The sequence below is a fragment of the Amycolatopsis palatopharyngis genome (assembly GCF_003385185.1).
In the GTDB taxonomy this organism is placed as follows: Bacteria; Actinomycetota; Actinomycetes; order Mycobacteriales; family Pseudonocardiaceae; genus Amycolatopsis; species Amycolatopsis palatopharyngis.
Genome location: NZ_PQHZ01000006.1, coordinates 200,154 through 224,005, shown reverse-complemented (window position 1 = coordinate 224,005; position 23,852 = coordinate 200,154). Strand labels below are relative to the sequence as shown.

The 23,852-nt window shown below is 68.3% G+C and carries 23 protein-coding genes and 1 tRNA gene; 17 read left to right on the top strand and 7 right to left on the bottom strand.

The genetic code is table 11. The annotated features are described in order from the left end of the window. Positions 1 to 92: 92 nt before the first annotated feature. A complete protein-coding gene (locus D0C15_RS07055; RefSeq protein WP_116041859.1) occupies positions 93 to 797 on the top strand; it encodes an IclR family transcriptional regulator in 705 nt (234 codons plus the stop codon). Positions 798 to 805: 8 nt separating this feature from the next. On the opposite strand, the gene trxA is transcribed toward D0C15_RS07055, so the two are convergent. The 3 genes from trxA to D0C15_RS07040 all read right to left on the bottom strand — a co-directional run bounded on the left by trxA (position 806) and on the right by D0C15_RS07040 (position 3,130). After that, positions 806 to 1,177: a thioredoxin gene (gene trxA, locus D0C15_RS07050; RefSeq protein ID WP_116041833.1), complete on the bottom strand. Its 372-nt coding sequence runs from the start codon at positions 1,175 to 1,177 to the stop codon at positions 806 to 808. Between the two features lie 112 nt (positions 1,178 to 1,289). Beyond that, positions 1,290 to 2,474 carry a sensor histidine kinase gene (locus D0C15_RS07045; RefSeq protein ID WP_116041832.1) on the bottom strand — a complete coding sequence of 395 codons (1,185 nt, stop codon included), beginning with the start codon at positions 2,472 to 2,474 and terminating at the stop codon, positions 1,290 to 1,292. After that, positions 2,471 to 3,130, bottom strand: a complete 660-nt coding sequence (locus D0C15_RS07040; RefSeq protein WP_116041831.1) for a response regulator transcription factor — start codon at positions 3,128 to 3,130, stop codon at positions 2,471 to 2,473. The genes D0C15_RS07045 and D0C15_RS07040 overlap by 4 nt, the downstream gene beginning before the upstream one ends. A 142-nt stretch (positions 3,131 to 3,272) precedes the next feature. On the opposite strand from D0C15_RS07040, the gene D0C15_RS07035 reads away from it, so the two are divergent. From D0C15_RS07035 to D0C15_RS07020, 4 genes are read left to right on the top strand one after another with little or no spacing between them, the layout of a single operon-like run. Beyond that, the gene (locus D0C15_RS07035; RefSeq protein ID WP_116041830.1) at positions 3,273 to 3,824 is read left to right on the top strand and encodes a hypothetical protein; all 552 of its coding nucleotides are present in this window, start codon (positions 3,273 to 3,275) and stop codon (positions 3,822 to 3,824) included. Then, positions 3,821 to 4,936 (top strand): peptidoglycan-binding protein, encoded by a 1,116-nt coding sequence (locus D0C15_RS07030; protein WP_116041829.1) that lies wholly within the window; start codon positions 3,821 to 3,823, stop codon positions 4,934 to 4,936. Before D0C15_RS07035 ends, D0C15_RS07030 begins: the two co-directional genes overlap by 4 nt. Beyond that, positions 4,933 to 5,637: an ABC transporter ATP-binding protein gene (locus D0C15_RS07025; protein WP_116041828.1), complete on the top strand. Its 705-nt coding sequence runs from the start codon at positions 4,933 to 4,935 to the stop codon at positions 5,635 to 5,637. The genes D0C15_RS07030 and D0C15_RS07025 overlap by 4 nt, the downstream gene beginning before the upstream one ends. Further along, on the top strand, positions 5,625 to 6,860 hold the full coding sequence (locus D0C15_RS07020) for an ABC transporter permease (RefSeq protein ID WP_116041827.1): 1,236 nt from the start codon (positions 5,625 to 5,627) through the stop codon (positions 6,858 to 6,860). Before D0C15_RS07025 ends, D0C15_RS07020 begins: the two co-directional genes overlap by 13 nt. 56 nt (positions 6,861 to 6,916) lie before the next feature. Here the strand turns inward: D0C15_RS07020 and D0C15_RS07015 are convergent, their stop codons facing one another. Further along, complete coding sequence (locus D0C15_RS07015) at positions 6,917 to 7,150, bottom strand: DUF6480 family protein (protein ID WP_116041826.1); 234 nt, start codon at positions 7,148 to 7,150, stop codon at positions 6,917 to 6,919. A 61-nt stretch (positions 7,151 to 7,211) separates the two neighbouring features. Here D0C15_RS07015 and D0C15_RS07010 point away from each other — a divergent pair, with 61 nt between their 5' ends. Further along, positions 7,212 to 7,829: a flavodoxin family protein gene (locus tag D0C15_RS07010; RefSeq protein WP_116041825.1), complete on the top strand. Its 618-nt coding sequence runs from the start codon at positions 7,212 to 7,214 to the stop codon at positions 7,827 to 7,829. A gap of 26 nt (positions 7,830 to 7,855) precedes the next feature. On the opposite strand, the gene D0C15_RS07005 is transcribed toward D0C15_RS07010, so the two are convergent. Further along, positions 7,856 to 9,652, bottom strand: a complete 1,797-nt coding sequence (locus D0C15_RS07005; protein WP_116041824.1) for a BCCT family transporter — start codon at positions 9,650 to 9,652, stop codon at positions 7,856 to 7,858. A 28-nt stretch (positions 9,653 to 9,680) separates the two neighbouring features. On the opposite strand from D0C15_RS07005, the gene D0C15_RS07000 reads away from it, so the two are divergent. Continuing rightward, a complete protein-coding gene (locus D0C15_RS07000) occupies positions 9,681 to 10,316 on the top strand; it encodes a cob(I)yrinic acid a,c-diamide adenosyltransferase (protein WP_116041823.1) in 636 nt (211 codons plus the stop codon). 102 nt (positions 10,317 to 10,418) lie between these two features. Here the strand turns inward: D0C15_RS07000 and D0C15_RS06995 are convergent. Beyond that, positions 10,419 to 10,500: transfer RNA gene (locus tag D0C15_RS06995), tRNA-Tyr, on the bottom strand. Positions 10,501 to 10,620: 120 nt separating this feature from the next. Here D0C15_RS06995 and D0C15_RS06990 point away from each other — a divergent pair. The 3 genes from D0C15_RS06990 to rfbA all read left to right on the top strand — a co-directional run bounded on the left by D0C15_RS06990 (position 10,621) and on the right by rfbA (position 13,849). Then, the gene (locus tag D0C15_RS06990) at positions 10,621 to 11,112 is read left to right on the top strand and encodes a YajQ family cyclic di-GMP-binding protein (RefSeq protein WP_116041822.1); all 492 of its coding nucleotides are present in this window, start codon (positions 10,621 to 10,623) and stop codon (positions 11,110 to 11,112) included. A gap of 611 nt (positions 11,113 to 11,723) precedes the next feature. Then, positions 11,724 to 12,887, top strand: coding sequence for a sialidase family protein (locus tag D0C15_RS06985; protein ID WP_425455365.1), 1,164 nt, complete (start codon positions 11,724 to 11,726; stop codon positions 12,885 to 12,887). 80 nt (positions 12,888 to 12,967) lie between these two features. Continuing rightward, positions 12,968 to 13,849, top strand: coding sequence for a glucose-1-phosphate thymidylyltransferase RfbA (gene rfbA / locus D0C15_RS06980; protein ID WP_116041821.1), 882 nt, complete (start codon positions 12,968 to 12,970; stop codon positions 13,847 to 13,849). A 4-nt stretch (positions 13,850 to 13,853) separates the two neighbouring features. Here the strand turns inward: rfbA and htpX are convergent, their stop codons facing one another. Beyond that, entirely contained in the window at positions 13,854 to 14,720 is an 867-nt protein-coding gene (htpX, locus tag D0C15_RS06975; RefSeq protein WP_116041820.1) for a zinc metalloprotease HtpX, read from the bottom strand. 172 nt (positions 14,721 to 14,892) lie between these two features. Between htpX and D0C15_RS06970 the strand changes: the two genes are divergently transcribed. The 7 genes from D0C15_RS06970 to D0C15_RS06940 all read left to right on the top strand — a co-directional run bounded on the left by D0C15_RS06970 (position 14,893) and on the right by D0C15_RS06940 (position 23,838). Further along, a complete protein-coding gene (locus D0C15_RS06970) occupies positions 14,893 to 15,855 on the top strand; it encodes a YncE family protein (protein ID WP_116041819.1) in 963 nt (320 codons plus the stop codon). Positions 15,856 to 15,923: 68 nt separating this feature from the next. After that, positions 15,924 to 16,796, top strand: coding sequence for an LLM class F420-dependent oxidoreductase (locus tag D0C15_RS06965; protein ID WP_116041818.1), 873 nt, complete (start codon positions 15,924 to 15,926; stop codon positions 16,794 to 16,796). Between the two features lie 100 nt (positions 16,797 to 16,896). Further along, positions 16,897 to 18,153 (top strand): BtrH N-terminal domain-containing protein, encoded by a 1,257-nt coding sequence (locus tag D0C15_RS06960; RefSeq protein ID WP_245975610.1) that lies wholly within the window; start codon positions 16,897 to 16,899, stop codon positions 18,151 to 18,153. Positions 18,154 to 18,230: 77 nt separating this feature from the next. Further along, positions 18,231 to 19,544 (top strand): nucleotide sugar dehydrogenase, encoded by a 1,314-nt coding sequence (locus tag D0C15_RS06955; protein WP_116041817.1) that lies wholly within the window; start codon positions 18,231 to 18,233, stop codon positions 19,542 to 19,544. Further along, positions 19,534 to 20,751 carry a glycosyltransferase family 4 protein gene (locus D0C15_RS06950; protein WP_116041816.1) on the top strand — a complete coding sequence of 406 codons (1,218 nt, stop codon included), beginning with the start codon at positions 19,534 to 19,536 and terminating at the stop codon, positions 20,749 to 20,751. Before D0C15_RS06955 ends, D0C15_RS06950 begins: the two co-directional genes overlap by 11 nt. A 112-nt stretch (positions 20,752 to 20,863) precedes the next feature. Continuing rightward, positions 20,864 to 22,264, top strand: coding sequence for a GumC domain-containing protein (locus D0C15_RS06945; RefSeq protein WP_211323105.1), 1,401 nt, complete (start codon positions 20,864 to 20,866; stop codon positions 22,262 to 22,264). Continuing rightward, entirely contained in the window at positions 22,261 to 23,838 is a 1,578-nt protein-coding gene (locus D0C15_RS06940; protein WP_116041815.1) for a Wzz/FepE/Etk N-terminal domain-containing protein, read from the top strand. Before D0C15_RS06945 ends, D0C15_RS06940 begins: the two co-directional genes overlap by 4 nt. The last annotated feature ends 14 nt before the right edge of the window (positions 23,839 to 23,852 follow it).

Here is a 23,852-nt window from a genome sequence, read left to right as displayed (position 1 = left end):
TGAGAGGGGGTGGGGTGGGAGTGGGTGGGGTGCAAGACGGAGTGGAGGGTGGGGTGGAAGACGGGCGGTCGGTCACGGCCAAGGTGCTCGCGATGCTGGCCGCCTTCACCCCGGCCACCCCGGCGCTGACGCTGAGCGAACTGGCGCGGCGGGCCGGGATCTCCTTGCCGACCGCACACCGCCGGGCCAGGGAGCTGCTGGAGTGGGGCGCGCTGGAACGCGACGGCGAAGGTCGTTACCGCGTGGGACTGCGGTTGTGGGAGGTCGCGTCGCTGGCCCCTCGCGGGCTGCGGCTACGGGAGGTGGCGATGCCGTTCCTGGAGGACCTGTACGAGGTGACCCACGAGAACGTGCAGCTCGCCGTGCGGGAGGGCCTGGAACTGGTGTTCGTCGAGCGGATCGCGGGCAGGCAGGCCGTTCCCGTGCTCACCAGGGTCGGCGGCAGGTTCGCCCTGCACGCCACCGGGGTGGGCCTCGCGCTACTCGCGCACGCTCCCGCCGAGGTACAGGAACAGGCACTCTCCGCACCAATGCACGCCTACACGGTCAAGACCGTCACCGATCCGGAGCGGCTGCGTTCGATGCTGGCCGCGACGCGGCGAGACGGATACGCGGTCAGCAACGGCCAGGTCACCACGGATGCGCTTTCGGTGGCGGCACCGATCAGGGAGGGCGGTGACGTCGTCGCCGCGGTCTCGCTGGTGGTGCGGGCCGAGGGCGCGCAACCGCTGGCGTTGGCCCCGCTCGTGCAGGCCGCCGCCCGCGGGATCTCGCGTTCCCTCGGCCCGAGCCGGTAAGGCGAGCGTCAGTCCTGTTTGGTCTGACCCTCGGCGATCTCCTTGTGGACCTCGTCCATGTTGAGGTCGCGGGCCTGTCCGATGACGTCCTCGAGCGCGTTCTCCGGCAGTGCGCCGGGGTTGGCGAACACCAGCACCTTGTCGCGGATCACCGCCAGCGTAGGGATCGACTTGACGTCGAAGGCCGCCGCGAGCTGTGGCTGCGCCTCCGTGTCGACCGTGGCGAAGACGACATCGTCGTGCTTCTCCGAAGCCTTCTCGTAGACGGGGGCGAACTGCCGGCAGGGACCGCACCAGCTAGCCCAGAAGTCGATCAGGACGAAGTCGTTGTCGGAGACGACTTCGTCGAAGTTGTCCGTGGTCAGCTCGACTGTGCTCATGTCCTTTGCCTCACTCGACGGCGGGCCGCACATCGCTCAGTGCCGTACCCGAATTGCTCACGGTGCGAGTCGCTCATACCGGGGGAACACTTCCAGCCGCCCCACAATTCCGTCAACCGGCGATCGGGGGTAGCCGTACCTCCACTCGCAGGCCACCTCCAGGTCCCGGTTCGGCGGCTATATCACCGTGGTGGGCACGGACTACTGAGCGCACAATGGACAATCCGAGTCCGGCTCCGACGACGTCCGCCACTCGCTCGGTACCGAGTCTGCGAAAGGGTTCGAACAGTCCGGGGACCTCGTCCTCCGGCACCTCCGGCCCGGTGTTGGTCACCACTAGCGAGCAATCGCCGCCGACCTCGACGGTGACCGAACCACCCGGCACGTTGTAGTGCACGGCATTGCGCACCAGATTGTCGACAAGTCGCTCCAGTAGTACCGGGTCGCCGGATACGGTGCACGGTCGCGACGTCTCCCGTACGGTCACGTGCCGTTCGCCGGCGAGGTCACCGACACCTCTTAGGACCCGGTCCGTCACCTGGTCGAGGCGAACCGGCGCCCGCTGCGCGAGGCCTCGGTCGCTACGCGCGAGAGTGAGCAGTCCGTCGATCAGCCGTTCACTGCGCTCGCCGTTGTGCAGCAGGTGTGTCGCGAGCCTGCGTAGCTCGGGCGTGGCGTCCGGATTCGCCAGCGCGACCTCCACAAGGGTGCGTTGTACGGCGAGCGGTGTCCGCAGCTCGTGCGAGGCATTGGCGACGAACCGCCGCTGGCTGTCGAACGCCGAGGCCAGGCGGTCGAGCATGCCGTCGAAAGTGTCGGCGAGCTCCTTGAGTTCGTCCTGCGGCCCGTCCAGTTCGATACGCCGGTCGAGGTTCTCGGCGCCGAGGCGGCGTGCGGTGACGGTGATCTCGTGCACGGGCCGCAGCACCCGCCCCGCGACCAGCCAGCCGAGCACTACCGCGAGCGCCGCGGCGACCACGAGCGCGACACCGGACTGCAACAGCAGGGTACTCAGAGTCGAGGCGCGGTACTCCTCCACCGACTGGATGACGACGGCGAGTTCGTCGGCCCGTACCCGCAGTGCCTCCCCGTTTTCCATCATCTCGGCGGGGACCGCGGGCGCCGTCCCGGTGACATCGGTGCCCTGCACCGTCTGCGCGCGCTGGGCGACAAAGCCGGGCGCCTCCGGCAGCCGGCTCTCGACCAGCAGGTAGTTGATCCCGAGCAGGCCGAGCCCGGCGAGCAGGAACAGCCCGCCGTAGAGCGCGGTGAGCCTGGCCCGGACGGAGACCCTCACGAGCCGAACCGGTAGCCGGCACCGGACACGGTGTGGATGACCGTGGGAGTACCGAGCTTGCGGCGCAGGGTCATCACGGCGACGCGGACGGCGTTGGTGAACGGGTCGGCGTGCTCGTCCCAGGCCTTCTCCAGCAGTTCCTCCGGGCTCACGACCGCACCCTCGGCGCGCATGAGGACGTGCAGAACACCGAACTCCTTGGGGGACAACGGCAGAAACCGGCCGTCGCGAGACGCCTGGTGGCGGGGCAGGTCGAGCACGATCCCGGCCTGCTCCAGCACGGGTGGCAGCGCGGGACGTGCCCGCCTGCCGAGTGCCTGTATCCGCGCGACCAGTTCGGTGAAGGCGAACGGCTTCGTCAGGTAGTCGTCCGCGCCGAGGCCGAGACCGGCCACGCGATCCTCCACCTCGCCCGCCGCCGTGAGCATGAGCACCTTCACCTCACCAGTGGCCAGCAAAAACGCCCGGCAGACCTCATCGCCGTGCAGTCGCGGCAGGTCCCGATCGAGCACGACAACGTCGTAGTCGTGCACACCCGCCCGCTCCACCGCGGCCGCACCGTCGTAGACGACGTCGACGGCCATCGACAGCCGGCGCAGTCCCTCTGCGACGGTGTCGGCGAGCAAGCGTTCGTCCTCCACGACGAGCACCCGCACGCTGCTCCCCTTCCGCTCGACGCCCTGACCAGCTCAGTTTTACCGCTACCGGATAAGCGCGCGATAAGCGTTCGCGCTTAACGCGCCGAGATCACCCGATCCGTAGACATCGAGTCGCAAGCGACACGAGAGGACGGATCAAATGCGGAAACCGACGATCGCCGGCGTGCTCGCCGCGGCAGCGCTGCTACTGCCGCTGGCCGCATGCGGGAGCGAGGAACCGAACAGCGATGTGGCTTCGGTCGGCGGCAGCTCGGAGGACTCCGGGACGAACGGAGCGAGTACCGGCGAGGAGCTGAACGAGGAGGACATCCAGGAGGCGATGCGCGAGTTCGCGGGCTGCATGCGCGAGCACGGCGTCGACATGCCGGACCCGGACCCGGATTCCGGAGCGATGGTGGCCATACCGGGGGCGAAAGCGGGCGAGGACAACTCGAAGCTGGCGAAGGCCGACGAGGCATGCCGTGCGCTGCTGCCCAATGGCGGGGAGCGTCCCGAGATCAGCCCCGAGGAGCTGGACAAACTACGTGAGGAGGCGAAGTGCCTGCGTGAGCACGGCATCGACGTCAAGGACCCGACGCAGGAGAACCCCGGCATGGGGATCGCCGTCGAGCCGGGTGACGAGAAGTTCGAGAAGGCCGTCGAAGCGTGTGGCATGGGGACCGCCGGCGGACGTTCGGTGACGATCGGATGAGCGAGCACGAAACCGACGAAGCAGTAGGACCTGCAGCGATACGTCGGCGCAAACGCTTGCGGTGGACCATCGGTGCGGCCGTGGCGCTGACCGTGGTGGGAATCGGGACGAGCGTGGTACTGAGCAACGCCTTCGCCGACGCACCACCACCGCCCTCGGCCGGACCGGAGACGGCGACCGTCCAGATCACCGAACAGGATCTCGCCGAGTCCGAAAGCGTCACCGGGGATCTCGGGTACGGGCCGCAGAGTCCGCTGTCCGGCCGCAAGGAGGGCACACTCACCCGGCTGCCCGCGGTTGGTGACGTGGTCGAACGCGGTGGGCTGCTCTACGAAGTGGGCGCCGAACCGGTACCCCTCTTCTACGGCGACCTTCCGCTGTACCGGCCGCTGGAGTCCGGGGTGGACGACGGCGCGGATTTCGAGCTGGTCGAGAAGAACCTGGTGGAGCTCGGGTTCGGTGGCTTCGGCGAGCCGGACGAGCACTTCACCTGGGCGACCGCACGCGCCTTGCGGCAGTGGCAGGAGTCCCTCGGGTTGCCGGAGACGGGCGAGATCGCCCCCGGGGACGTCGTGGTTCGCTCCGGTCCGGTCCGGATCGCGGACGTCACGGCGCAGCTCGGCGGTCCGGCCGCGGGTGAGCTGATGCGGCTGACCGGTACCGGAAGGCTGGTAACCGCGGAACTGGACCTGGATCGGCAGAACATCGCCAAGCCGGGCGCCGAGGTGACGGTCGAGTTACCGGACGGCGGCACCAGCAAGGGCAAGGTCACGAAGGCGACCCCGAAGGCTCCCGAGGGCGAGGGTGATGGCGCCCCAGGCGACCAGGAAGCGAAGCTCGAGGTGGTCATCGAACTCACCGACGACAAGGCCGCCGGCGACCTCGCGTCCGTGCCCGTCACCGTGACGTTCACCAGCGGCACCAGGCAGGGCGTGCTCACCGTGCCGATCGGCGCGCTGCTCGCACTGCGGGAGGGCGGTCACGCGGTCGAGGTCGTCGAGGGCGGCGGCACGCGGCTGGTCAAGGTCGAACCGGGCCTGTTCGCCGAGGGACAGGTCGAGATCAGCGGCGAAGGGCTCGCCGAGGGCATGACGGTGGTGACGACCTCATGACCCCGGTACTGGCGGTCCGCACGGCGAGCAAGACGTACCAGGGCGGGGTTCAGGCCGTGCGGGACATCTCCCTGACCGTGCACAGCGGCGAGCTGCTCGCGATCGTGGGGCCATCGGGTTCGGGCAAGTCGACGCTGCTGCAGCTCATGGGGACACTCGACCGGTCGAGCACCGGCCGGGTGGAACTGCGCGGGCACGACGTCGCGACCCTGACTGACCGGAAGCTGTCGGCGCTGCGCTCGGCCTGGATCGGGTTCGTGTTCCAGCAGTTCTTCCTGACCGACGGCCTGACGGCGGCCGAGAACGTGGCGACCGGACTGTTGTACGCGGGGGTGCCGGCGCGCAAGCGGATGTCCAGAGCGACGGCGGCACTGGATCGGGTCGGACTCGGACACCGGGCTCAGCATCTGCCCGGCGAACTCTCCGGCGGCGAACGGCAACGCGTCGCGATCGCGCGAGCGGTGGTGAACCGGCCCTCGGTGCTGCTGGCCGACGAACCGACCGGGAACCTGGACAGCCGGACCGGCGCGGACGTGCTGGCGTTGCTCGGCGAGCTGAACGCCGACGGCACGACGATCGTGGTGATCACCCATGACCGGGAGATCGCGGCGAGCCTGCCCCGGTGCGTCGACGTCCTCGACGGAACGGTGCAGGCCGATACCGGCAGTCCAGCAGGGGCGGAGGCGATATGTCCACGCTGACGCCGGTGCGGCCCGCGACCACGCCGGATCCACTGCCCTCCCCGCGCAGATTGGGCCTCTCGGACGTGCTGCGGCTGGGGATGCACGGGCTGCGGACCCGGCCCGTCCGCGCGTTCCTCTCGGCGCTCGGGGTGGCGATCGGGATCGCCGCCGTGGTCGCCGTCGTCGGGATCCCCGCGTCGAGCAAGCAGGCGCTGAACGACCAGCTCGAGGCGCTGGGCACGAACCTGCTGCGCGCGGGGCCCGGGCAGACCCTGTTCGGTGCGGATGCCGAGCTGCCGCAGAACGTCACCGACCGGGTGCGGCGGATCGGCCCGGTGGACGGCGTCGCCGAGGTGGGCGCCACGGACGCCACGGTCCGGCGGACGAACCTGATCGACGAACAGGAGACGTCGGGGATCTCGGTGGTGACCGCGCGGCCGGACCTGCTGGACGTGCTGGAGGGCACGGTGCACGACGGGACGTTCCTGAACACGGCCAACTCGGAGTATCCGGTGGTGGTGCTGGGGTCCGTGGCCGCGTCGCGGCTGGGTATCAGCGAGATCGACCCGAAATCGCCGCCACAGGTGTGGCTGGGCGGCCGGTGGTTCACGGTCGCCGGCATCCTCGATCCGGTGACGCTTGCGCCGGAGATCGACCGGTCCGCGCTGGTCGGGTGGGGTGCGGCGGCGAAGCATCTCGGTTTCGACGAGCACCCGACGACGGTGTACGTACGGGCCGAGGAGCATGCGGTCGGCGACGTCCAGCGGGTTCTCGGGGCGACGCTGAACCCGCAGCGCCCGAACGAGGTGGAGGTCAGCAGGCCTTCGGACGCGCTTGCCGCCAAGGAGCTGACCGATTCGGCCTACAGCTCACTGTTCCTCGGACTCGGCGGGGTCGCGCTGCTGGTCGGCGGGGTCGGGGTCGCGAACACGATGGTGATCTCGGTGCTCGAACGGCGCCGGGAGATCGGACTGCGCAGGGCATTGGGCGCGACGCGACGACAGATCCGAGGGCAGTTCCTCGCCGAATCGGTGCTGCTGTCCTTGCTCGGCGGGGTGAGCGGGGTACTGCTCGGCGTGCTGGTGACGGCGGGATATGCGCTGAGCCAGCAGTGGCCGGTGGTGATTCCGATCGCGGCGGCGCTCGGGGGCGTCGCGGCGGCCGCGTTGATCGGCGCGGTGGCGGGGGCGTATCCGGCGGTACGGGCCTCGCGGCTCACGCCGACGGAGGCACTCGCCTGAGCCTCGGTCCGGTGGGGTCTGTCGGGGGCCTCACCGGGCCGGTGGCCGCGTTGTGCTCAGTTGCCGAGGATGTTCAACAGGTAGGCGACGAAAAAGCCGACTCCGATCAGGATGACCAGCACGGCGGCGGAGATGCCGATGATCGGACCGGCCTTGGACCGTTGCGGTTCCTGATGGCTGACACCGGACACCTGGCCGGAGTCCGGCGGTGTGTCGCCCGGCCTGACTCCCCCACCGGGCTCGAGGCCTGCCGTGTCCTTCGGATCGGGATCCGGCGGTAGCGCAGTCATGCAGGGCGGGTACCCCTCGATCCGGTAGTTCAATCGCCGAGCGGGCGGGGTACCCGCAGCCATGACTTCGAACGACAACCTCAGGGCGCTGGCCCTCGTCTGCAGCCTGAAGCCCACACCTGCGGAATCCAGCAGTGAACTGATGGCACAACAGGTACTCGACGCCCTCGGTACACACGGTGTCGACGGTGAGTGCGTGCGCGTGGTGGACCACGACATCCATCCCGGCGTAAAGCCGGACATGGGCAAGGGTGACGAGTGGCCGTGGTTGCGCGAGAAGCTGCGGCTGGCGGACATCTTGATCCTGTCGACACCGACGTGGGTCGGGCACATGTCCAGCATCGCGCAGCGAGTACTGGAACGGTTGGACGCGGAACTGTCGGAGACCGACGAGCAGGGCAGGCCGTCGATGTACGGCAAGGTCGGGGTCGCGGCCGTGGTGGGTAACGAGGACGGCGCGCACAAGATCGTCGCGGACACGTTCCAGGCGCTCAACGACATCGGCTTCACGATCCCGGCGCAGGGTGGCACGTACTGGAACGGGGAGGCGATGCACCCGAAGGACTACATCGACCTCGAGGAGACGCCGAAGGCGGTGGCGTCGACGACGAAGTCCCTCGCGGCGAACGCGGCACACCTGGCCCGCCTGCTCAAGCAGGAGCAGTATCCTGCGGACTGACCGGGCAGCCGGTGCGGCCGCCGTACCTACTTCGAGGAGTCCACATCGGAGGTACCGGCCGGCAGCGGCGGCCTGCCCGCCCACGGCGGGGCCGTCGCCTTCGCCGGTGACGCCTGTGGGATCTCGCCGTTGCCGGCCTGCTCGGCTTCCGCCTCGTCGTTCGGCGGTACGTGGCCGCGCCGGACAGGCAGGGCTTGACGTTCCCGGAGTGGGTCGCGTCGCAGATCGACCATGAGGGCGAAACACAACGCGATCATCACGACGACGAACGGCGCGGCGACGATGACCGTGAAGGTCTGCAGTGCGCCAAGGCCGCCGACATAGAGCAGCACCGCGGCGACGGCCGCGCTCAGCCCCGCCCACAGCGCGACGAGGTACTTGTTCGGCTCACGTGCCCCGTGCGAGGAGAGCGTGGCCAGCACGAGTGCGCTGGCATCGGCGCCGCTGACCCAGAAGATGGCCACGAGGACCATCACCATGATGCCGGTGACGGTGTAGCCCGGATAGTTCTCGAGCACCGTGAAGAACTGCTGGGCTGTGCTGCCGCTGCCCGAGATGTCGGCCCCGTTCAATTCGAGGTCCATTCCCGCACCGCCGAGCACGGTGAACCACAGCGCCGAAACCGCGGTGGGAACGAGCAGCACCCCGGAGACGAACTCACGAATCGTTCGGCCGCGGGAGATACGGGCGATGAATGTGCTGACGAACGGTGTCCAGGAGATCCACCACGCCCAGTAGAAGATCGTCCAGCTGGAGAACCATTCGGCGCCGCCGAACAGCGGGACAGAGAAGCTCATCGGCACGAGGTTGGAGAGGTAGGCCCCGATGGAGGCCGGGATCAGGTCGAAGATGAACACCGTCGGCCCGACGATCAGCACGAAGAGCAGGAGTAACGCGGCGAGCACCATGTTCGTGTTCGACAGCCACTTGATGCCACGACTCACACCGCTGACCGCGGAGATGATCGCCAGGGTGACCAGGACGATGATGACGAAGAAGGCCGAGCCCTTGGAACCGCGGCCTTCGGTGAAGCCGCCGCCGAGATCGGTGAACAGCGCCAGGCCACCGGCGATCTGCAGTGCACCGAGGCCGAGCGAGGTGGCACCGCCGAACTTAGTGGCCACAATGGACCAGATGTTGACGAACCGTCCCCACCACGTGTGCTCGACCTCCTTGTCCCGCACGAGTGACTGGAACGGGGAACTGATCAGATTGCCCCTGTCCTTTCGGAACGTCGAGTAGGCCAGCGCCAGCGCCACCACGGCGTAGATGGCCCAGGGGTGCAGTCCCCAGTGGAAGAACGTGTAGGCCATGGAGTGCCGTGTCGCGTCCTGCGATTCGGGGGCGACGTCCAGGCCTGGTGCGGGTTCCGTGAGATGCGCGATGGGTTCCGCGACGCCGAAGAAGATCAGCCCGATTCCCATTCCGGCACTGAACATCATGGCGATCCACGACGCGGTGGAGAACTCGGGGCGTTCAGTGTCGCGGGACAGGGGAATACGGCCGTACTTGCTCAACGCGAGCCACAGTGCGAAAACCACGAAACCGGTCGCGGCCAGCACGTAGATCCACCCGAGGTCCACCACCAGCCAGGACAGGACAGCCGAGCCGACCTCGCCGACGGCGGTGGGAAAGACCGCGCCGACAATGCAGAAGGCGACGATGAAGCCCAACGAGGTACCGAATACCACCCGATCGATACGTGGCTTCTCTGTCGCGTCTGCCATGACTCCCTCGCCGCGGTACTCGCTCAGTCCGGTGACCTCGTAACGGTGGCCGGTGTACCCATTGGGCTGGAAGGGAAACCACGTCGTCAGCAACATCGTGGCTCGATGGCTACGCTTTCGGGTTATGGCCGATCACGAACAAGCTGCTGAGACCGGAGCACCTCGGTACACGCGAACAGGTGACGAGGGCATTACCACTCTCGGCGACCGCAGTCGCGTCGAGAAGACGGATCCAAGGATCGCTGCCTACGCCGCCTGCGAAGAGGCGAACACGGCTCTCGGCCTCGCGCTCGCCAGCGGCGCGTTCCCGAAGGACGTCGTGACCGTGCTGGCTCGTCTGCAGAACGACCTCATCGAGGTGGAAGGCGATCTCGGTACGCCATTGAAGGACCGAGACGACCGGCAGTCACGAATCGACGAGAACTACGTCCGGCGGATCGAGGAGGCGTGCGAGCACTTCAGCTCTCAGCTGCCGGAACTGAGTAGTTTCGTGATCCCGGGCGGCACCCTCGGCGGCGCCATGCTCCACCGGGCCTATACCGACGTGCGACGTGCGGAGCGCGCCACCTGGTCAGCGGTGGACCAGTGTGGCGATGTCAATGTCCGCACCGGCCGCTACCTCAACCGGTTGTCCGAGTTGCTCTTCGTGCTCGCGCGTACGGCCAACGCCGAGCACGGCGACACCCTCTGGCAGCCGGGGCTGACGGCCCGCGTGGGACTGCTGCCCAGCACGGACGAGGAAGCCGCGACGCAGGAGTGACGCTTCGCGGGTTCGGCACCGCGCATAGCCGGACACAGCCGCACACACGAGAAACGCCCCGGTGGCCTGTTTGTGCAGGTCATCGGGGCGTTTCGGCTGGTGTGGCGAGTGAAGGATTCGAACCTTCGAAGGCTGTGCCGTCTGATTTACAGTCAGATCCCTTTGGCCGCTCGGGCAACTCGCCATGGCCGGGCGCGCCCAGCCACGAACTATCGTACATAAGACGGTGGCGGCCCAACGACCACCCCCGGACCGGAGCTAGGGTTGGGCCGACCCGACAGGCCGACGAACGAGGTGGGAGCACGTGGCGGATCCGTCATTCGACGTGGTGAGCAAGGTCGATCGCCAGGAGGTGGACAACGCGCTGAACCAGGCGAGCAAGGAACTGTCCACCCGTTTCGACTTCCGAGGCACCGGCACCAAGATCGACTGGTCCGGCGAGGAGGCGATCGCGATCGAGTCGGAGACCGAGGAGCGCGCATTGGCCGCTGTGGAGGTCTTCAAGGAGAAGCTGATCAAGCGCGGCATCTCACTGAAGGCGTTCGAAGCAGACGAGCCCGTCATCTCCGGCAAGGTCTACAAGCTCAACGGCAAGATCATTCAGGGCATCTCGTCGGAGAAGGCGAAGCAGATCGCCAAGTACATCCGCGACGAAGGCCCCAAGGGCGTTCAGGCGCAGATCCAGGGTGATCAGCTGCGGGTGTCCGGCAAGAAGAAGGACCATCTGCAGGACGTCATCTCGACGCTGAAGAACAAGGACTTCGAGATCGCGCTGCAGTTCACCAACTACCGGTAACCGGCGGCGACCCAGGGGCGCAGGCCCCGGCCGACCTGTCGTCGCCGGGGTCCCCGTTCGCTTCGGGGCGGGTCATCGCTCAGCCGTCCGGTCGCTGGTCGTGGCTTCGCTGTTCAACGGTCACGTCGCCCGCGTAGGCGTCGCCCAGCTACCTCGCTCCGCGTGCACCTCTTCGCAGGCCGAACAGTCGTAAATATGAGGCGACTTCGGCCGGGAACCGACCTCGTGCGTCAGACCGCACAGCATCCGGACCACAGCTCCCTTGGATGGACCCACGAACCGGTTGGTGCGGTGACGCACTCCGCCGACAACCGGCCGATACCCGAGCACGGCTCCGTTCCTGCTCCGGCCGGCTCTCGGGCAAAGGCGGTTCATCCACCACATGATCAGCAGATTGTCCAGAATCTGGCACCCCGAAAACTGCTGCCGCCGCAATCACTCGAAGGGGTACAAAGCAGGCCTGCTCGATCGTTGGCGGAACGCGCGTGAACTGCCAACTCGGCCCTCCGAAACTGCCAACTCGAGCTCCAAAACTGCAAAGTCGGGCTCCGGAACTGCAAAGTCGTGCGTTCGTGGTGTAATCGTGCGGTTGCTTAGGGGAAGGGGCGCGGGTGGTTCGCCGGGGTCTTCGAGGGCTGGTGCTGGGGCTGTCTCTGGTGTTGACGGCGGGGTTGCTCGCGCCGGTTGGGGCCGAGGAGAACGGGCGGACGCTGCTGCACCCGGGGCAGGGCGCCTATCCACGGCTGATCCGGCTGGAGCACAGCGGGTTCGGGCGGGACGGGCGCATTCTGGCCGTGGTCAACAGCCAGGACCGGGCGGGGCACTACGCGCCGGTGTACGAGAGCCGTAACGAAGGCCGCTCGTTCCGCCAGGTCGGCGAGATCCGCGATCCCGAGGGCAGGGGCGGCATGTGCTGCGGCACCCTTTACGAACTGCCCGAACGCGTCGGTGCGCTGCGCGCGGGCACGCTGCTCTGGGCAGCCAGTTACGGCCACCAGTCCGGCCCCAACCGGCGGATCGGCATCAAGGTCTGGGCGAGCCGCGACGGCGGCCGCGACTGGACCTACCTATCCGAGGCCGCGAGGTCGCACAACCACGACGGCGTCTGGGAGCCTGAGTTCAACGTCGACGCCGGCGGCACACTGTGGCTGCACTACGCCGACGAGACCGAGTCCCCGAAGCACGCACAGGTCCTCAACCGGGTCGCCTCGACCGACGGCCTGACCTGGGGAACAAAGCAGCGCACCATGGCCATCTCGCCACACCGCGTGCGCCCGGGCATGCCGATCGTGCGAAAGCTGCCGGACGGGCGCTACTACTTCGCCTACGAGATCTGTAACTACGGTGACCGCTTCTGCGACCCGTACTTCAAGATCTCCGCCGACGGGGCGAACTTCGGGGACCCGAGCAAGCCCGGCACCAGGGTGAGTGCGGCCGGTGGCAAGCACTTCCAGCACGCGCAGACCGTCACCCTGTTCCCCGGCGGCGCGCGCGGAACACGCCTGCTCATGGTCGGCCAGATCTACGTCAACGCGAAGGGCACGCCGCTGCGCGGCAACGGCCGCACCCTGCTCGCCAACGACAACTTCGGGGCCGGCGACTGGTACGAACTGCCCGCACCGGTCCACGTCACGAAGCCGTACGACAACTGGTGCACGAACTACAGCTCGACGCTGCTGCCCGTCGACGGCGGGCGCAACGTGCTGCAGATCGCCGCCGACTTCGACTCCGACCGGGTCTGCCGGGCCTATTTCGCCAAGGGCCCCGCCTTCTGAACACGAGGTCGACCAAGCCTCCAGAGCCACCCGATAGTGTGGGTCGCGGATCATCCAGGGGTCGACAAAGGGAGCGACACATGCGGGGCATCGTGCTGGCCGGTGGCAGCGGAACTCGGCTGCATCCGATCACACAGGCCGTGTCGAAACAGCTGCTCCCGGTTTACGACAAACCGATGATCTACTACCCGCTCTCGGTGCTCATGCTCGCCGGGATCCGCGACATTCTGATCATCTCCACCCCTGCCGACCTGCCCAGCTTCCGCAAACTGCTCGGTGACGGCGAGCAGTACGGCCTCCAGTTCAGCTATGCCGAGCAGGCCAGTCCCAACGGTCTCGCCGAGGCCTTCCTGATCGGCGCCGACTTCATCGGTGACGACGACGTCGCACTGGTGCTCGGGGACAACATCTTCTACGGGCAGGGCTTCTCCGGCAGGCTGCAGCAGGAGGTGTCCACCTTGGACGGCTGCACACTGTTCGGCTATCCGGTGAAGGACGCACAGCGCTACGGTGTCGGCGAGGTGGACGATGCGGGCAAGCTGGTCTCGATCGAGGAAAAGCCGGAGCACCCTCGGTCGAACAAGGCGATCACCGGGCTGTACTTCTACGACAACCAGGTGGTCGACATCGCCCGCTCGCTCACGCCATCGGCTCGGGGCGAGCTGGAGATCACCGACGTCAACCTGACGTACCTGCGCCAGGACCGTGCGCGGCTGCTCGACCTCGGTCGCGGCTTCGCCTGGCTGGACACCGGTACCCACGACTCGATGCTGGAGGCAGCCCAGTTCGTGCAGGTACTGGAGCACCGCACGGGTGTGCGCATCGCCTGTCTCGAGGAGATCGCGCTGCGGATGGGCTACATCGACGCGGACGCTTGTTTCGCCTTGGGCGAGAAGCTCGCGAAGTCCGGCTACGGGGAGTACGTGATGGCCGTGGCCAGATCCGCGGGGGCCCTCGGCTGAGCGATCAGCGATTCCAGCCGGCGGCCATCTGCTCGAGCCTGCGCACCCGGTCCTCGATCGGGGGGTGCGTGGAGAACAGCCGCGACAGCCGCTCGCCGGGGCGGAACGGATTCGCGATCATCAGGTGTGACTGGGAAACGACCTTCGGTTCCGGAGACAGCGGCGCGAGCTGTGTCCCGCGCTGCAGTTTGCGCAGCGCCGAAGCCAGCCCGAGCGGGTCACCGGTCAGTTCCGCACCGGACGCGTCCGCCTCGTACTCACGGGATCGGCTGACCGCCATCTTCACGATACCCGCCGCGATCGGTCCGATCAGGACCAGCAGCAGCATGACAAGAGGGTTGCCACCCTCCCGGTTGTTGCCACCGAACATTCCCGCGAACATCGCGATGTAGGCCGCCACACTGACCACACTGGCCAGTGCACCCGCGACGCAGGAGATGAGGATGTCCCGGTTGTAGACATGCGACAGCTCGTGGCCGAGCACTGCGCGCAGCTCCCGCTCGTCGAGCAGTTCCAGCACCCCGGTGGTGCAGCACACCGCCGCGTTACGCGGATTGCGGCCGGTGGCGAAGGCATTGGGCGCCTGTGTGGGGCTGACGTACAGCCTGGGCATCGGCTGTCGTGCCGATGTGGCGAGCTCCCGCACGATCCGGTACATCGCGGGCTGCTCGGCCTCCGAGACCGGCCGCGCACGCATCGCCTTCAGCGCGAGCGTGTCCGATTTGAAGTAGGCGTAGGCGTTCATACCCAGCGCCACCGCGAGGCCGATGAACAGCGCTCCCCTGCCGAACACGGCACTGATTCCCACGATGATGGCGCTGAGCAGGCCGAGCAACAGCGCGGTCTTCAACCCGTTCTGATGCCTGTGCACTCCTGCGCCTCCCAATCCGCGACGTCCCCGCTGATGACAACGTATGGCAGCCGGTCAGAGTTCCACCTCCGATCCTCACCCGGGCGTTCGCGCAGCACAACAGGCGTGCGGGCGAAGATCGGGTTACCGTCGGCGGCAGTGGCGTGACACCCACCCGTCCGGGGGAGGCAGCGTGCGCGGACCGACCGTGGCGGTACTGGTCGTAGCGGTCTTCGGCGCCGTGTTTGCCCTACCGCCTGCTGTTCCCGCGGTCGCCGCCGATGTGCTGCGGGTGCACGTCGGCGACCGTCCATTCGCCCTCGCCGTGGACTCCACCACCAACACGGTTTATGTGGGCAACAGTGGCGAAGGTTCGATCTCCATCGTGGACGGCGCACGAGGGGTCGTCCGGGCCACGGTCCCGATCGGCGGCAGGGTGAGCGACATCGCGGTGAACGAGATCACCGGCAAGCTGTACGCGAGTAACTCGAGTGGTGGCACCGTCACGGTGCTCGACGCCGCCCTTGGCACGGTGTTGACGACACTCGCCGCGGGCGAGGGCGCTTCAGCACTGGCCGTGGACGAGGTGACCGGCACGGTTTACGCCGCCAGCGCTCGGACCGGCGAGGTCACCATGATCGACGGGGACACCGATGCCGTCCGCGGGACGATCTCCGCGCACGACTCGCAACTGACCGGCGCGGCCATCGATCCAGAGCGGGCACTGGCGTACTTCACCGCGGGTGATGACGACGAGCTCGTCGTTCTCGACACCGCGAAGGAAACCGTCGTCGATCGGGTACAGGTCGGCAGAGTGCCCGCCGGCACCGCGGTCCATGTGGCCACGAACACCGTGTACGTCGCCAACGCCGGCATCCACCACCTCTCCGTGGTGAACGGGGACGCGCGGCAACAGATCGCGACGATCCCGCTGCGCAGTGCGGGTTCGGCGGTGGCCGTGCACGAGGTGAGCGGCGATGTCTACACGAACGGTGGGCCTAATGGCGTCACGAGGATCAACGGCGGGACCGGTGAGCCCGACAGCCACGTCTCGCTCGGGATCAATCCCGGCCGGATCGCGGTGAACCAACGCGACGGCACGGTCTTCCTGACGGATCCACTGCACGATGCACTGGCCGTCATCCGCGATCTCTGAGCTGGAGCAGCTCCGGAGGTACGTTGGCGAAAGACGAGACGAATCACCAGAACCGGAGCGGACAACAGATGCGACTTGGGCTGCAGATCCCCGACTTCACCTGGCCGAACGGCCCCACGGCACTCGGGCGGGAACTCGCCACCGTCGCCCGGAGCGCGGACGAGGCGGGGTTCGACTACCTCGCTGTGATGGACCACTTCTTCCAGATCTCGGTCGTCGGGCCCGCCGAGAACGACATGCTGGAGGCATACACGACCCTCGGTTTCCTCGCCGCGCACACCGAGCGGGCGAAGCTGCTGACAGTGGTCACCGGTGCCTTCTACCGCCACCCCGGCCTGCTCGCGAAGGCGGTGACCACTTTGGACGTTCTGTCCGGCGGCCGCGCGATCCTGGGCGTTGGAGCAGGCTGGAACGAGGAGGAGGCCAAGGGCCTCGGTTTCGAGTATCCGTCTACAAAGGAACGATTTGAACTACTGGAAGACGCGTTGCAGTACTGCCTGCGGATGTGGGAGGACACCGAAGAACCCTTCACCGGTAAGCATGTCCGTGCCGAGCGGATGTTGAACGTGCCGCAGGCGCTTTCCCGGCCACACCCGCCGATCATGATCGGCGGCGGTGGCGAGAAGAAGACCCTGCGCTTCGTCGCGAAGTACGCGCAGGCCTGCAATCTGTTCAACACCCCCGACCTGGAACACAAACTCGACGTGCTGCGGGAGCACTGCGAGCGTGAGGGACGCGCCTACGAGGAAATCACGAAGACCGTCTACCAGCCGATGGACACCGGCGAAGACGGTGAGAAGACCGACGAGCTGCTCACCGAACTGCAGCGGCTGTCCGGGCTCGGCGTCGATGCGGCGCTCGGATACATGCCGCGGGTACACGACACCTCCCGGATCGAGCGGTTCGGCAAGGAGGTCATCGCCGTAGCCGCCGGATTCTAGCGCCCACCCCGAACTCGCACTTTCCCGGGAAAGTGCGAGTTCGGCGCGTCGCACTTTCCCGGGAAAGTGCCCTGATAGCGCGTCCTCGTCGTTGTCCGGCATGCTGGTACGCGATCCAGTGCGGCATTCGGACAGGGCAGGTGAGATGAGCGGCGGCGAGCAGGACGACACACCCGGCACCGACCATGAGTACCGGCTGCGTGGCGGGCGGCAGCCGGACGTGGCCGCGTTGACCAACGTCCTCAACCACCACGGCGCGCAAGTCACGGAGCCGCTTGTCTTTCTCGCCTCCGGTGGCATCGGCGCCGGCTACGTGCTGTGGGAGTTCACTCGCGACGGCAGCAAACCGCTGGTGCTCGGGTTCCGCTCGCAATGGCAACAGACACAGCCCTGGCTGAAGTCCACAGTGGAACGGCTCGGTCTGCGCGTCGACCTGCACACCACCGGCGGGGCGCGGAGTGCGGCGAAGCGGTTGTCCGGCGCACTCGCCGACGGCGACCCCGCGATCGTGCACCCGGACCGCTTCCCGCTCGGCTACTGGTATCTGCCGGAGGCCGCCGAAGGGATGGGCGGGCATCTCGTCGTCGCCTACGCCCAGTCCGGCGACCGGGTTTACCTCGACGATCGCAACCTCGAACCGCTCACCGTCGAGCGCGCGGCACTCGACAAGGCGCGGGGCAGGGTGGGCTCGGCGAAGAACCTGCTCGCGGTCGTGCGCTCGGGCGAACTCGACCCTGACCGCCTAGCCGACGCGGTCAGATCGGGGTTGGCCGACTGCACGCGGCGGCTGTCGGCGAAATCCACGTCGTTCGCGCTGCCCGCGTGGCGCAAATGGGCGACGCTGCTGACCGACGAACGCGCGGCGAAGGGCTGGCCCTGCGTATTCGCCGACCGCCGTGGACTGGTCGGCGCGCTGCTGTCGATCTGGGAGAGCGTCGACCCCGCGGGGATGGGTGGCGGTCACCTTCGCGACCTCTTCGCCGACGGCCTCACCGAGGCCGCCTCCGTGCTGGACGCCCCTGAACTGGAAGCTCACGCGGCGAGCTGGCGGGACATCAGCACGCGCTGGCGCGAGTTCGCCGACGCGGCACTGCCGGAGGACCTGCCCGAGTTCGGTTGGATGCGGGGGCTGACAGCACGCGTTCGGGAAGGCGTGTCGGCGGGCGACGCGGGACAACAGGCCGCGGCCGACGCGGGCACCGAGTTGTGGCGGCTGCGGGAGCACTACGACTCGGAGGACCCCTTCACCGAACGTCAGGCGCGGTCGCTGTTCACCGAACTCGGCAGCAGGCTGCGCGACATTCACGCCGCCGAGACGAACGCCATCGCAGCACTCTCCCAGGTCACCACTCGGTAACCCCCGTAACAACCGCCGCCCGGCAGGCGAATCAGGAATCGACGCGACTGCCTGCCGGGCAGCGGAGGGGAGCCCTGATGGAGATCAGCGTCTTCGGGTTGGGCTACGTGGGGTGCGTGTCCGCCGCCTGTCTTGCCGGTCGCGGGCACCAGGTCGTCGGTGTGGACGTCAACCCGGTCAAGATCGAGCTCGTTCGCGCGGGCAAGGCGCCGGTTGTCGAGGAGCGGATCGGTGAGCTGACGGCGGAGGTCGTGCGCAGCGGTGCGCTACGGGCCACGACCGACGTCGGGGAAGCGATCGCGAACAGTGTCGTCTCCCTGGTCTGTGTCGGAACCCCTTCCGCGCCCAACGGCAGTCTGTCCACCGCGTATCTGGAACGGGTGACCGAGCAGATCGGCGCCGCGCTCGCCGGGCAGCACCGGCGGCATACCGTCGTCTTCCGCAGCACGATGCTGCCGGGAACATGCCTGGACCTGCTGGTACCGATCCTGGAGAAGTCCTCGGGCCGCACAGCCGGTGTGGACTTCGGCGTCGCGGTGAACCCGGAGTTCCTGCGCGAGGGCAGTAGCGTCCGGGATTTTCTTGATCCGCCGAAGACGGTCATCGGCGAACTCGACGCGGCCAGCGGTGACGCCGTGGCCGGGTTGTACGAGGGGCTGCCGGGTGCGGTGTTCCGCGTGCCGATCCCGGTGGCGGAGATGACCAAGTACGCCGACAACGCCTTCCACGGGTTGAAGATCGGCTTCGCGAACGAACTGGGCGCTGTCTGCAGGGCGCTCGGGCTCGACTCGCACCGGGTGATCGACGTGTTCCTCGCCGACCGCAAACTCAACATCAGTCCGGCCTACCTGCGTCCCGGGTTCGCCTTCGGGGGCTCCTGTCTGCCCAAGGACCTGCGCGGACTCGTGTACGCCGCGCACCGCGCCGACGTCTCCGTACCGATCCTGGAGAACGTGCTGCCCTCGAACGAGGAGCACCTGCGGCGGGCGTTCGAGCTCGTCGCCCGAACCGGGAAACGCCGGATCGGGCTGTTCGGCCTCTCGTTCAAACCGGGGACGGACGATCTGCGGGAGAGCCCGCTGGTGGAACTGGCCGAGCGGCTCCTCGGCAAGGGCTACGACCTGCGCATCTACGACTCGAACGTGAGCATGTCCCGGCTGATGGGCGCGAACCGCGAGTACATCGAGAGCAAGCTGCCGCATCTCGGGCAGCTGCTTGTCGGCTCCGTCGGCGAAGTGCTCGACCATGCCGAGGTGTGCCTGGTCGGCAGCACCGACCCGGTGGTGCTGGCGGCGCTGCCCCATGAGGGGCCGACGCTCATCGACCTTGTCCGTATGCCCGACGCCGAGCGGCGCCGGACCGAGGAAGGATACGTCGGCCTTGCCTGGTGAGAAAGCAGCTGAGAGCGGCGCGGGCCGCAGGGCACTCGTCCTGGTCGAGAACCTCTCCGTCCCGTTCGACCGGCGGGTGTGGCAGGAGTGCACCACACTGCGCGACGCGGGCTGGGACGTGCACGTGATCTGTCCCCTGGGGACAAAGCGGGACACGGAGACCGAGGCCGAGATCGATGGGGTGCACATCCATCGTTACCCCCTGCGAGCCGCCACCGGCGGGCCTGCCGGCTACCTGCAGGAGTACGGCAGCGCGATCCGGCACACCTTCCGCCTGGCCAGGAGGGTGCGCTCGCTCGGCCGGATCGACGTCGTACACGCCTGCAACCCGCCGGACCTGCTGTTTCTGGTGGCGTTGATGTTGCGGCGGCAGGGCACCCGCTTCGTCTTCGACCAGCACGACCTGGTCCCCGAGCTGTACCTCTCGCGGTTCGGCCGAGGTAAGGACCTGCTCTACCGCGCGGTGTGCGCGTTGGAACGGTGGACCTATCGCACGGCCGACGTGGTCATTTCGACGAACGAAAGCTACCGCGCCGTCGCACTGAGCCGGGGCGGGAAGCGTCCTGCGGACGTCTTCGTCGTGCGCAGCGCCCCCGCGGTCGAGCGGTTCCGACCTGTTCCTGCCGAGGCCGGGCTGAAGAACGGCAGGGAGCACCTGCTCTGCTATCTCGGGGTGATGGGACCGCAGGACGGCGTTGACTACGCCCTGCGCGCACTCGCCCATCTGCGCGACGACCTCGGCCGGGAGGACTGGCATGCGGTGTTCGTCGGATCCGGCGACACCTTCGACGCGATGGTGGAACTCGCGGACGAACTCGGACTCGCCGACCGGGTGGAGTTCACCGGCCGGATTCCGGATGCGGAACTGGTCCGCTATCTGTCCACCGCGGATGTGTGCCTCTCCCCTGATCCGAAGAATCCGCTCAACGATGTGTCCACAATGAACAAGATCATGGAGTACATGGCGATGAGCCGGCCGATCGTGTCGTTCGACCTGCGCGAGGCTCGGGTGTCCGCGGGCGAGGCGGCCGTGTACGCACCCGCCAACGACGAGCTGGAGTTCGCGAAGCTCGTCGACCGGCTACTCGACGACCCCGGCGAGCGCGCACGGATGGGCGCGCTCGGCCAGGAGCGGATCGCGGGGCCACTGTCCTGGACACATTCCGCTACGGCGCTGCTCGCGGCCTACGACGCCGCCTGCCAATGAACGGCGGAGGAGTCGGTAACTCCCGGTTTCTTTTTGAACAACTCCGCGAGCCAGCTGTAACCAATGCCGCCGCTGGCGCGACTGGAGAGGAAAACCGCTCGGGATCCGAGACGTGAGGGAGACTTCGACGTTGACCGCTCAGGAGGTGTCCGACGACCTGGTGCGTCTGCCCGTACTCGGGCGGATCCTGCGCAGGCGGTGGCGGTTGCTCGTCCTACTGGCTGTGGCAGGCGCGCTGGCCGGCGCCGGGGCGTCAATGGTGCTCTCCCCCGGCTATGCGACCTCGACCAGCATCCTGTTGCAGGGCCCGCGCGAGCCGGACCAGATCCTCACCGAGACCCAGATCGCGACGAGTTCCGTGGTCCTCGACCGCACGGCCGCCGCGCTCGCGTGGGGCGTCGGCGGAGCCGATCTGGCGGACTCGGTGACCGCTGAGAATGTCGACGGCAACGTGATCGAGATCAGCGGCATGGCCGCGACTCCGGAGCGGGCACAGCAACTCACCGACCAGGCCGCCGCTGAGTACGTCACGTTCTCGACCCAGCTAGCGGGCAACAGCGGGGACGCCGCCGAGCAGTTGCTGACCGAGCAGCGCGAGACACTCCAGCAGCGGGTGGTCGCGGCGAACGAGCGCATCACCGAGTTGCACGACTCGATCGCGGTTCAGGGCACGACGGTGGAAAGCGTCCAGATCAGCACGGAGCTGGAGGCCCTACGCTCCGCGCTGCGCGACGCGATGACCGCACTGACCGAGGCCGAGGAGACCTCCAGCCAGTCGAAGCAGGTCGTCATGGGGCCCGCTCCCCGGCCGACGGAGCAGGCCAGTCCCACCCTGATGCAGCTGGTCCTCGGCGGCGCGGTGCTGTTCGTCCTGGGCGGTATCGCCGCGCACTACGTGGCGGCCAGGGCTGACCGGCGACTGCGGACGGAGCCGGACATCGGCGCGGCGCTCGGCTCGCCACTGCTCGGTGGCATCGACGTGCCGGAAGGCGGGAGTCCCGAGGAGTCCAGCGGGCTACGGGCCGGCGTCCGCGGGCTCGTACTCGGCCACCGGCCGTGGAACGCCGAGGTCCGTGCCGCGCTCGGCGTACCCGCCCAGGAAGTACGGGACCAGCGGGTGCTCGACCGGTTGCGGGCCACGGCAGGCACGCCCGCGCAGGTGCTCGTGCTGGTCCCCGAGGACGACCTCCCGGCGCGCCGGGCCGCGCAACGGCTGTCCGCCGCCGCTGCCGCCGACCCCAAGGCGCGGATCGTGCTGCGTGTCGCCGGCGTGACCGCGCAGCGGCCGACGGTCGCCGAGGGCGGGCACCTTTCCGGGGCGGTCGTGGTGCTCACCTCGGGCAGCAGGACGGCCTGGGAGCTCGTCGGTATCGCCGAGGCCTGCGCCGATGCGGGACACCGCGTCCTCGGTGCGGTCGTGACCCATCGCGCAGCGGGCGGAAGCCAGGACCGGGCGACAGTAGCGACCGAGCCGGCCGTCGCCTCCGATACGGCGATGGCGGGTTCCGCATGAGCACTGGCACCGGTTCTCAACCGCTAGTGGACCTGCACCGGCTACTCGTCACCGTGCGCAGGCGACGCCGCGTCTGGCTGTCACTCGGGCTGCTCGGCCTGTTACTCGGAGCGGCGGTGGCCGTGCTGCTGCCCGCGCCCCCGACGGCCGTCACGCAGCTGCTTGTCGTCCACGAGGATGACCAGCCCTCCGACGGCGGCAGCCTCATGCGCACGGACATCGCGCTGCTGGAAACGACCAGGGTCGCGGCCGCGGCGCTGGAACGACTCGGCTCCTCGGACCGTCCCGAGGACTTCCTGAAGACCTACGAGGGCACCGCGGTCACCGGCAACGTGCTGCAACTGACGGTTCGGGGTTCCAGCGACGAGCAGGCGGTGGCCCGGGCCATCGCGCTGGCCGAGGCCTTCATCGCCGATCACGTACAGCGGGTCCAGGCCGCAGCCGACGCGGAGGCGAAGGCGCTCACCGACCAACGCGACGGCCTCCAGAAAGAACTATCCAGTGTGGACTCCGCGATCGCCTCGACGGAGGCCGAGTTCGGCACCGAGACAGCGCCCCAGCTGGAAACCCTCTATGCCAGGAGGGCCGAACTCGCGGCCCAGGTGTCCGAACTGGGCAGGCGCGCCGACGAGGCGGGCATCGGAGCACCACGGGTCGCCGCGGGCACTCAGATCGTGGACGCCCCTCGGGTGACAGCGAACTCGCCGCTCTCGACCGGTGCGCTGAACGCGTTGATCGGTCTGGTCCTCGGCCTTGCCGCAGGCCTCACGCTGACCGTCGTGGGCGGTGTCGTCCGTGACCGGCCCGTACTGCGGCGGGAGATCTCCGCCCACCTCGGGGCGTCCGTGGTCGCCCAGCTGCCCATCCCGCACAGGGGTCCGGCGAACCTGTGGCGCCGCTCCACCACCGTCGCACGGCGGAAACGAACCGCCGCGACGCTCGCCAGGCTGGTCCGGGCGCACGGCCCCGGCGGCGGGCCGGTGTCGCTACTGGAGATCGGCTGCCCCGGCAGCACCGCGGATCTCGCGCTGGACATCGCCAGGACGCTCGCGGACGACGGTCCGGTGACCGTCCTCGACGACCTTCCCGATCAGCACCTCGCCGCACGGGTCGCGGCGGCGGAACCCATCCGGGTCGTGGCATTCGCCGACGCCGTGGCGGGAGAGCGCGGCACATCACCTCCTGGACAGCGGCAGCTGATCGGCGTCGGCTCGGTCGCGCCCGGCACACCCTGGACCGACCTCGGCGGGCTCGGCGGCGAGACGCTGCTGGTGGTGCGCGCGGGGCACGCGAACTCCACCTGGCTGCACACCGTCGCCAGGCAGCTCGCGGACAGCCGTGTCCCGATCATCGGTGTCGTGCTCGTGGGTCCCGACCCTCGCGACGAGTCCGACGGCACGTTGTGGGACGGACTGCACACCGCGCTGCGTGGGCGGGGCGCGCTTCCCGCGGGCGGCACGGAAAGCCGCAACGGCAGCGGGGGCAACGGCAGTGGCGGGCACGACGGGGAGCTGCCGACCAGACGACTTCCTCCGGTGGGCCCGGGCAGTGTGCGCAACGTGGGAACCGGGTGAGCGCCAGTGGCACC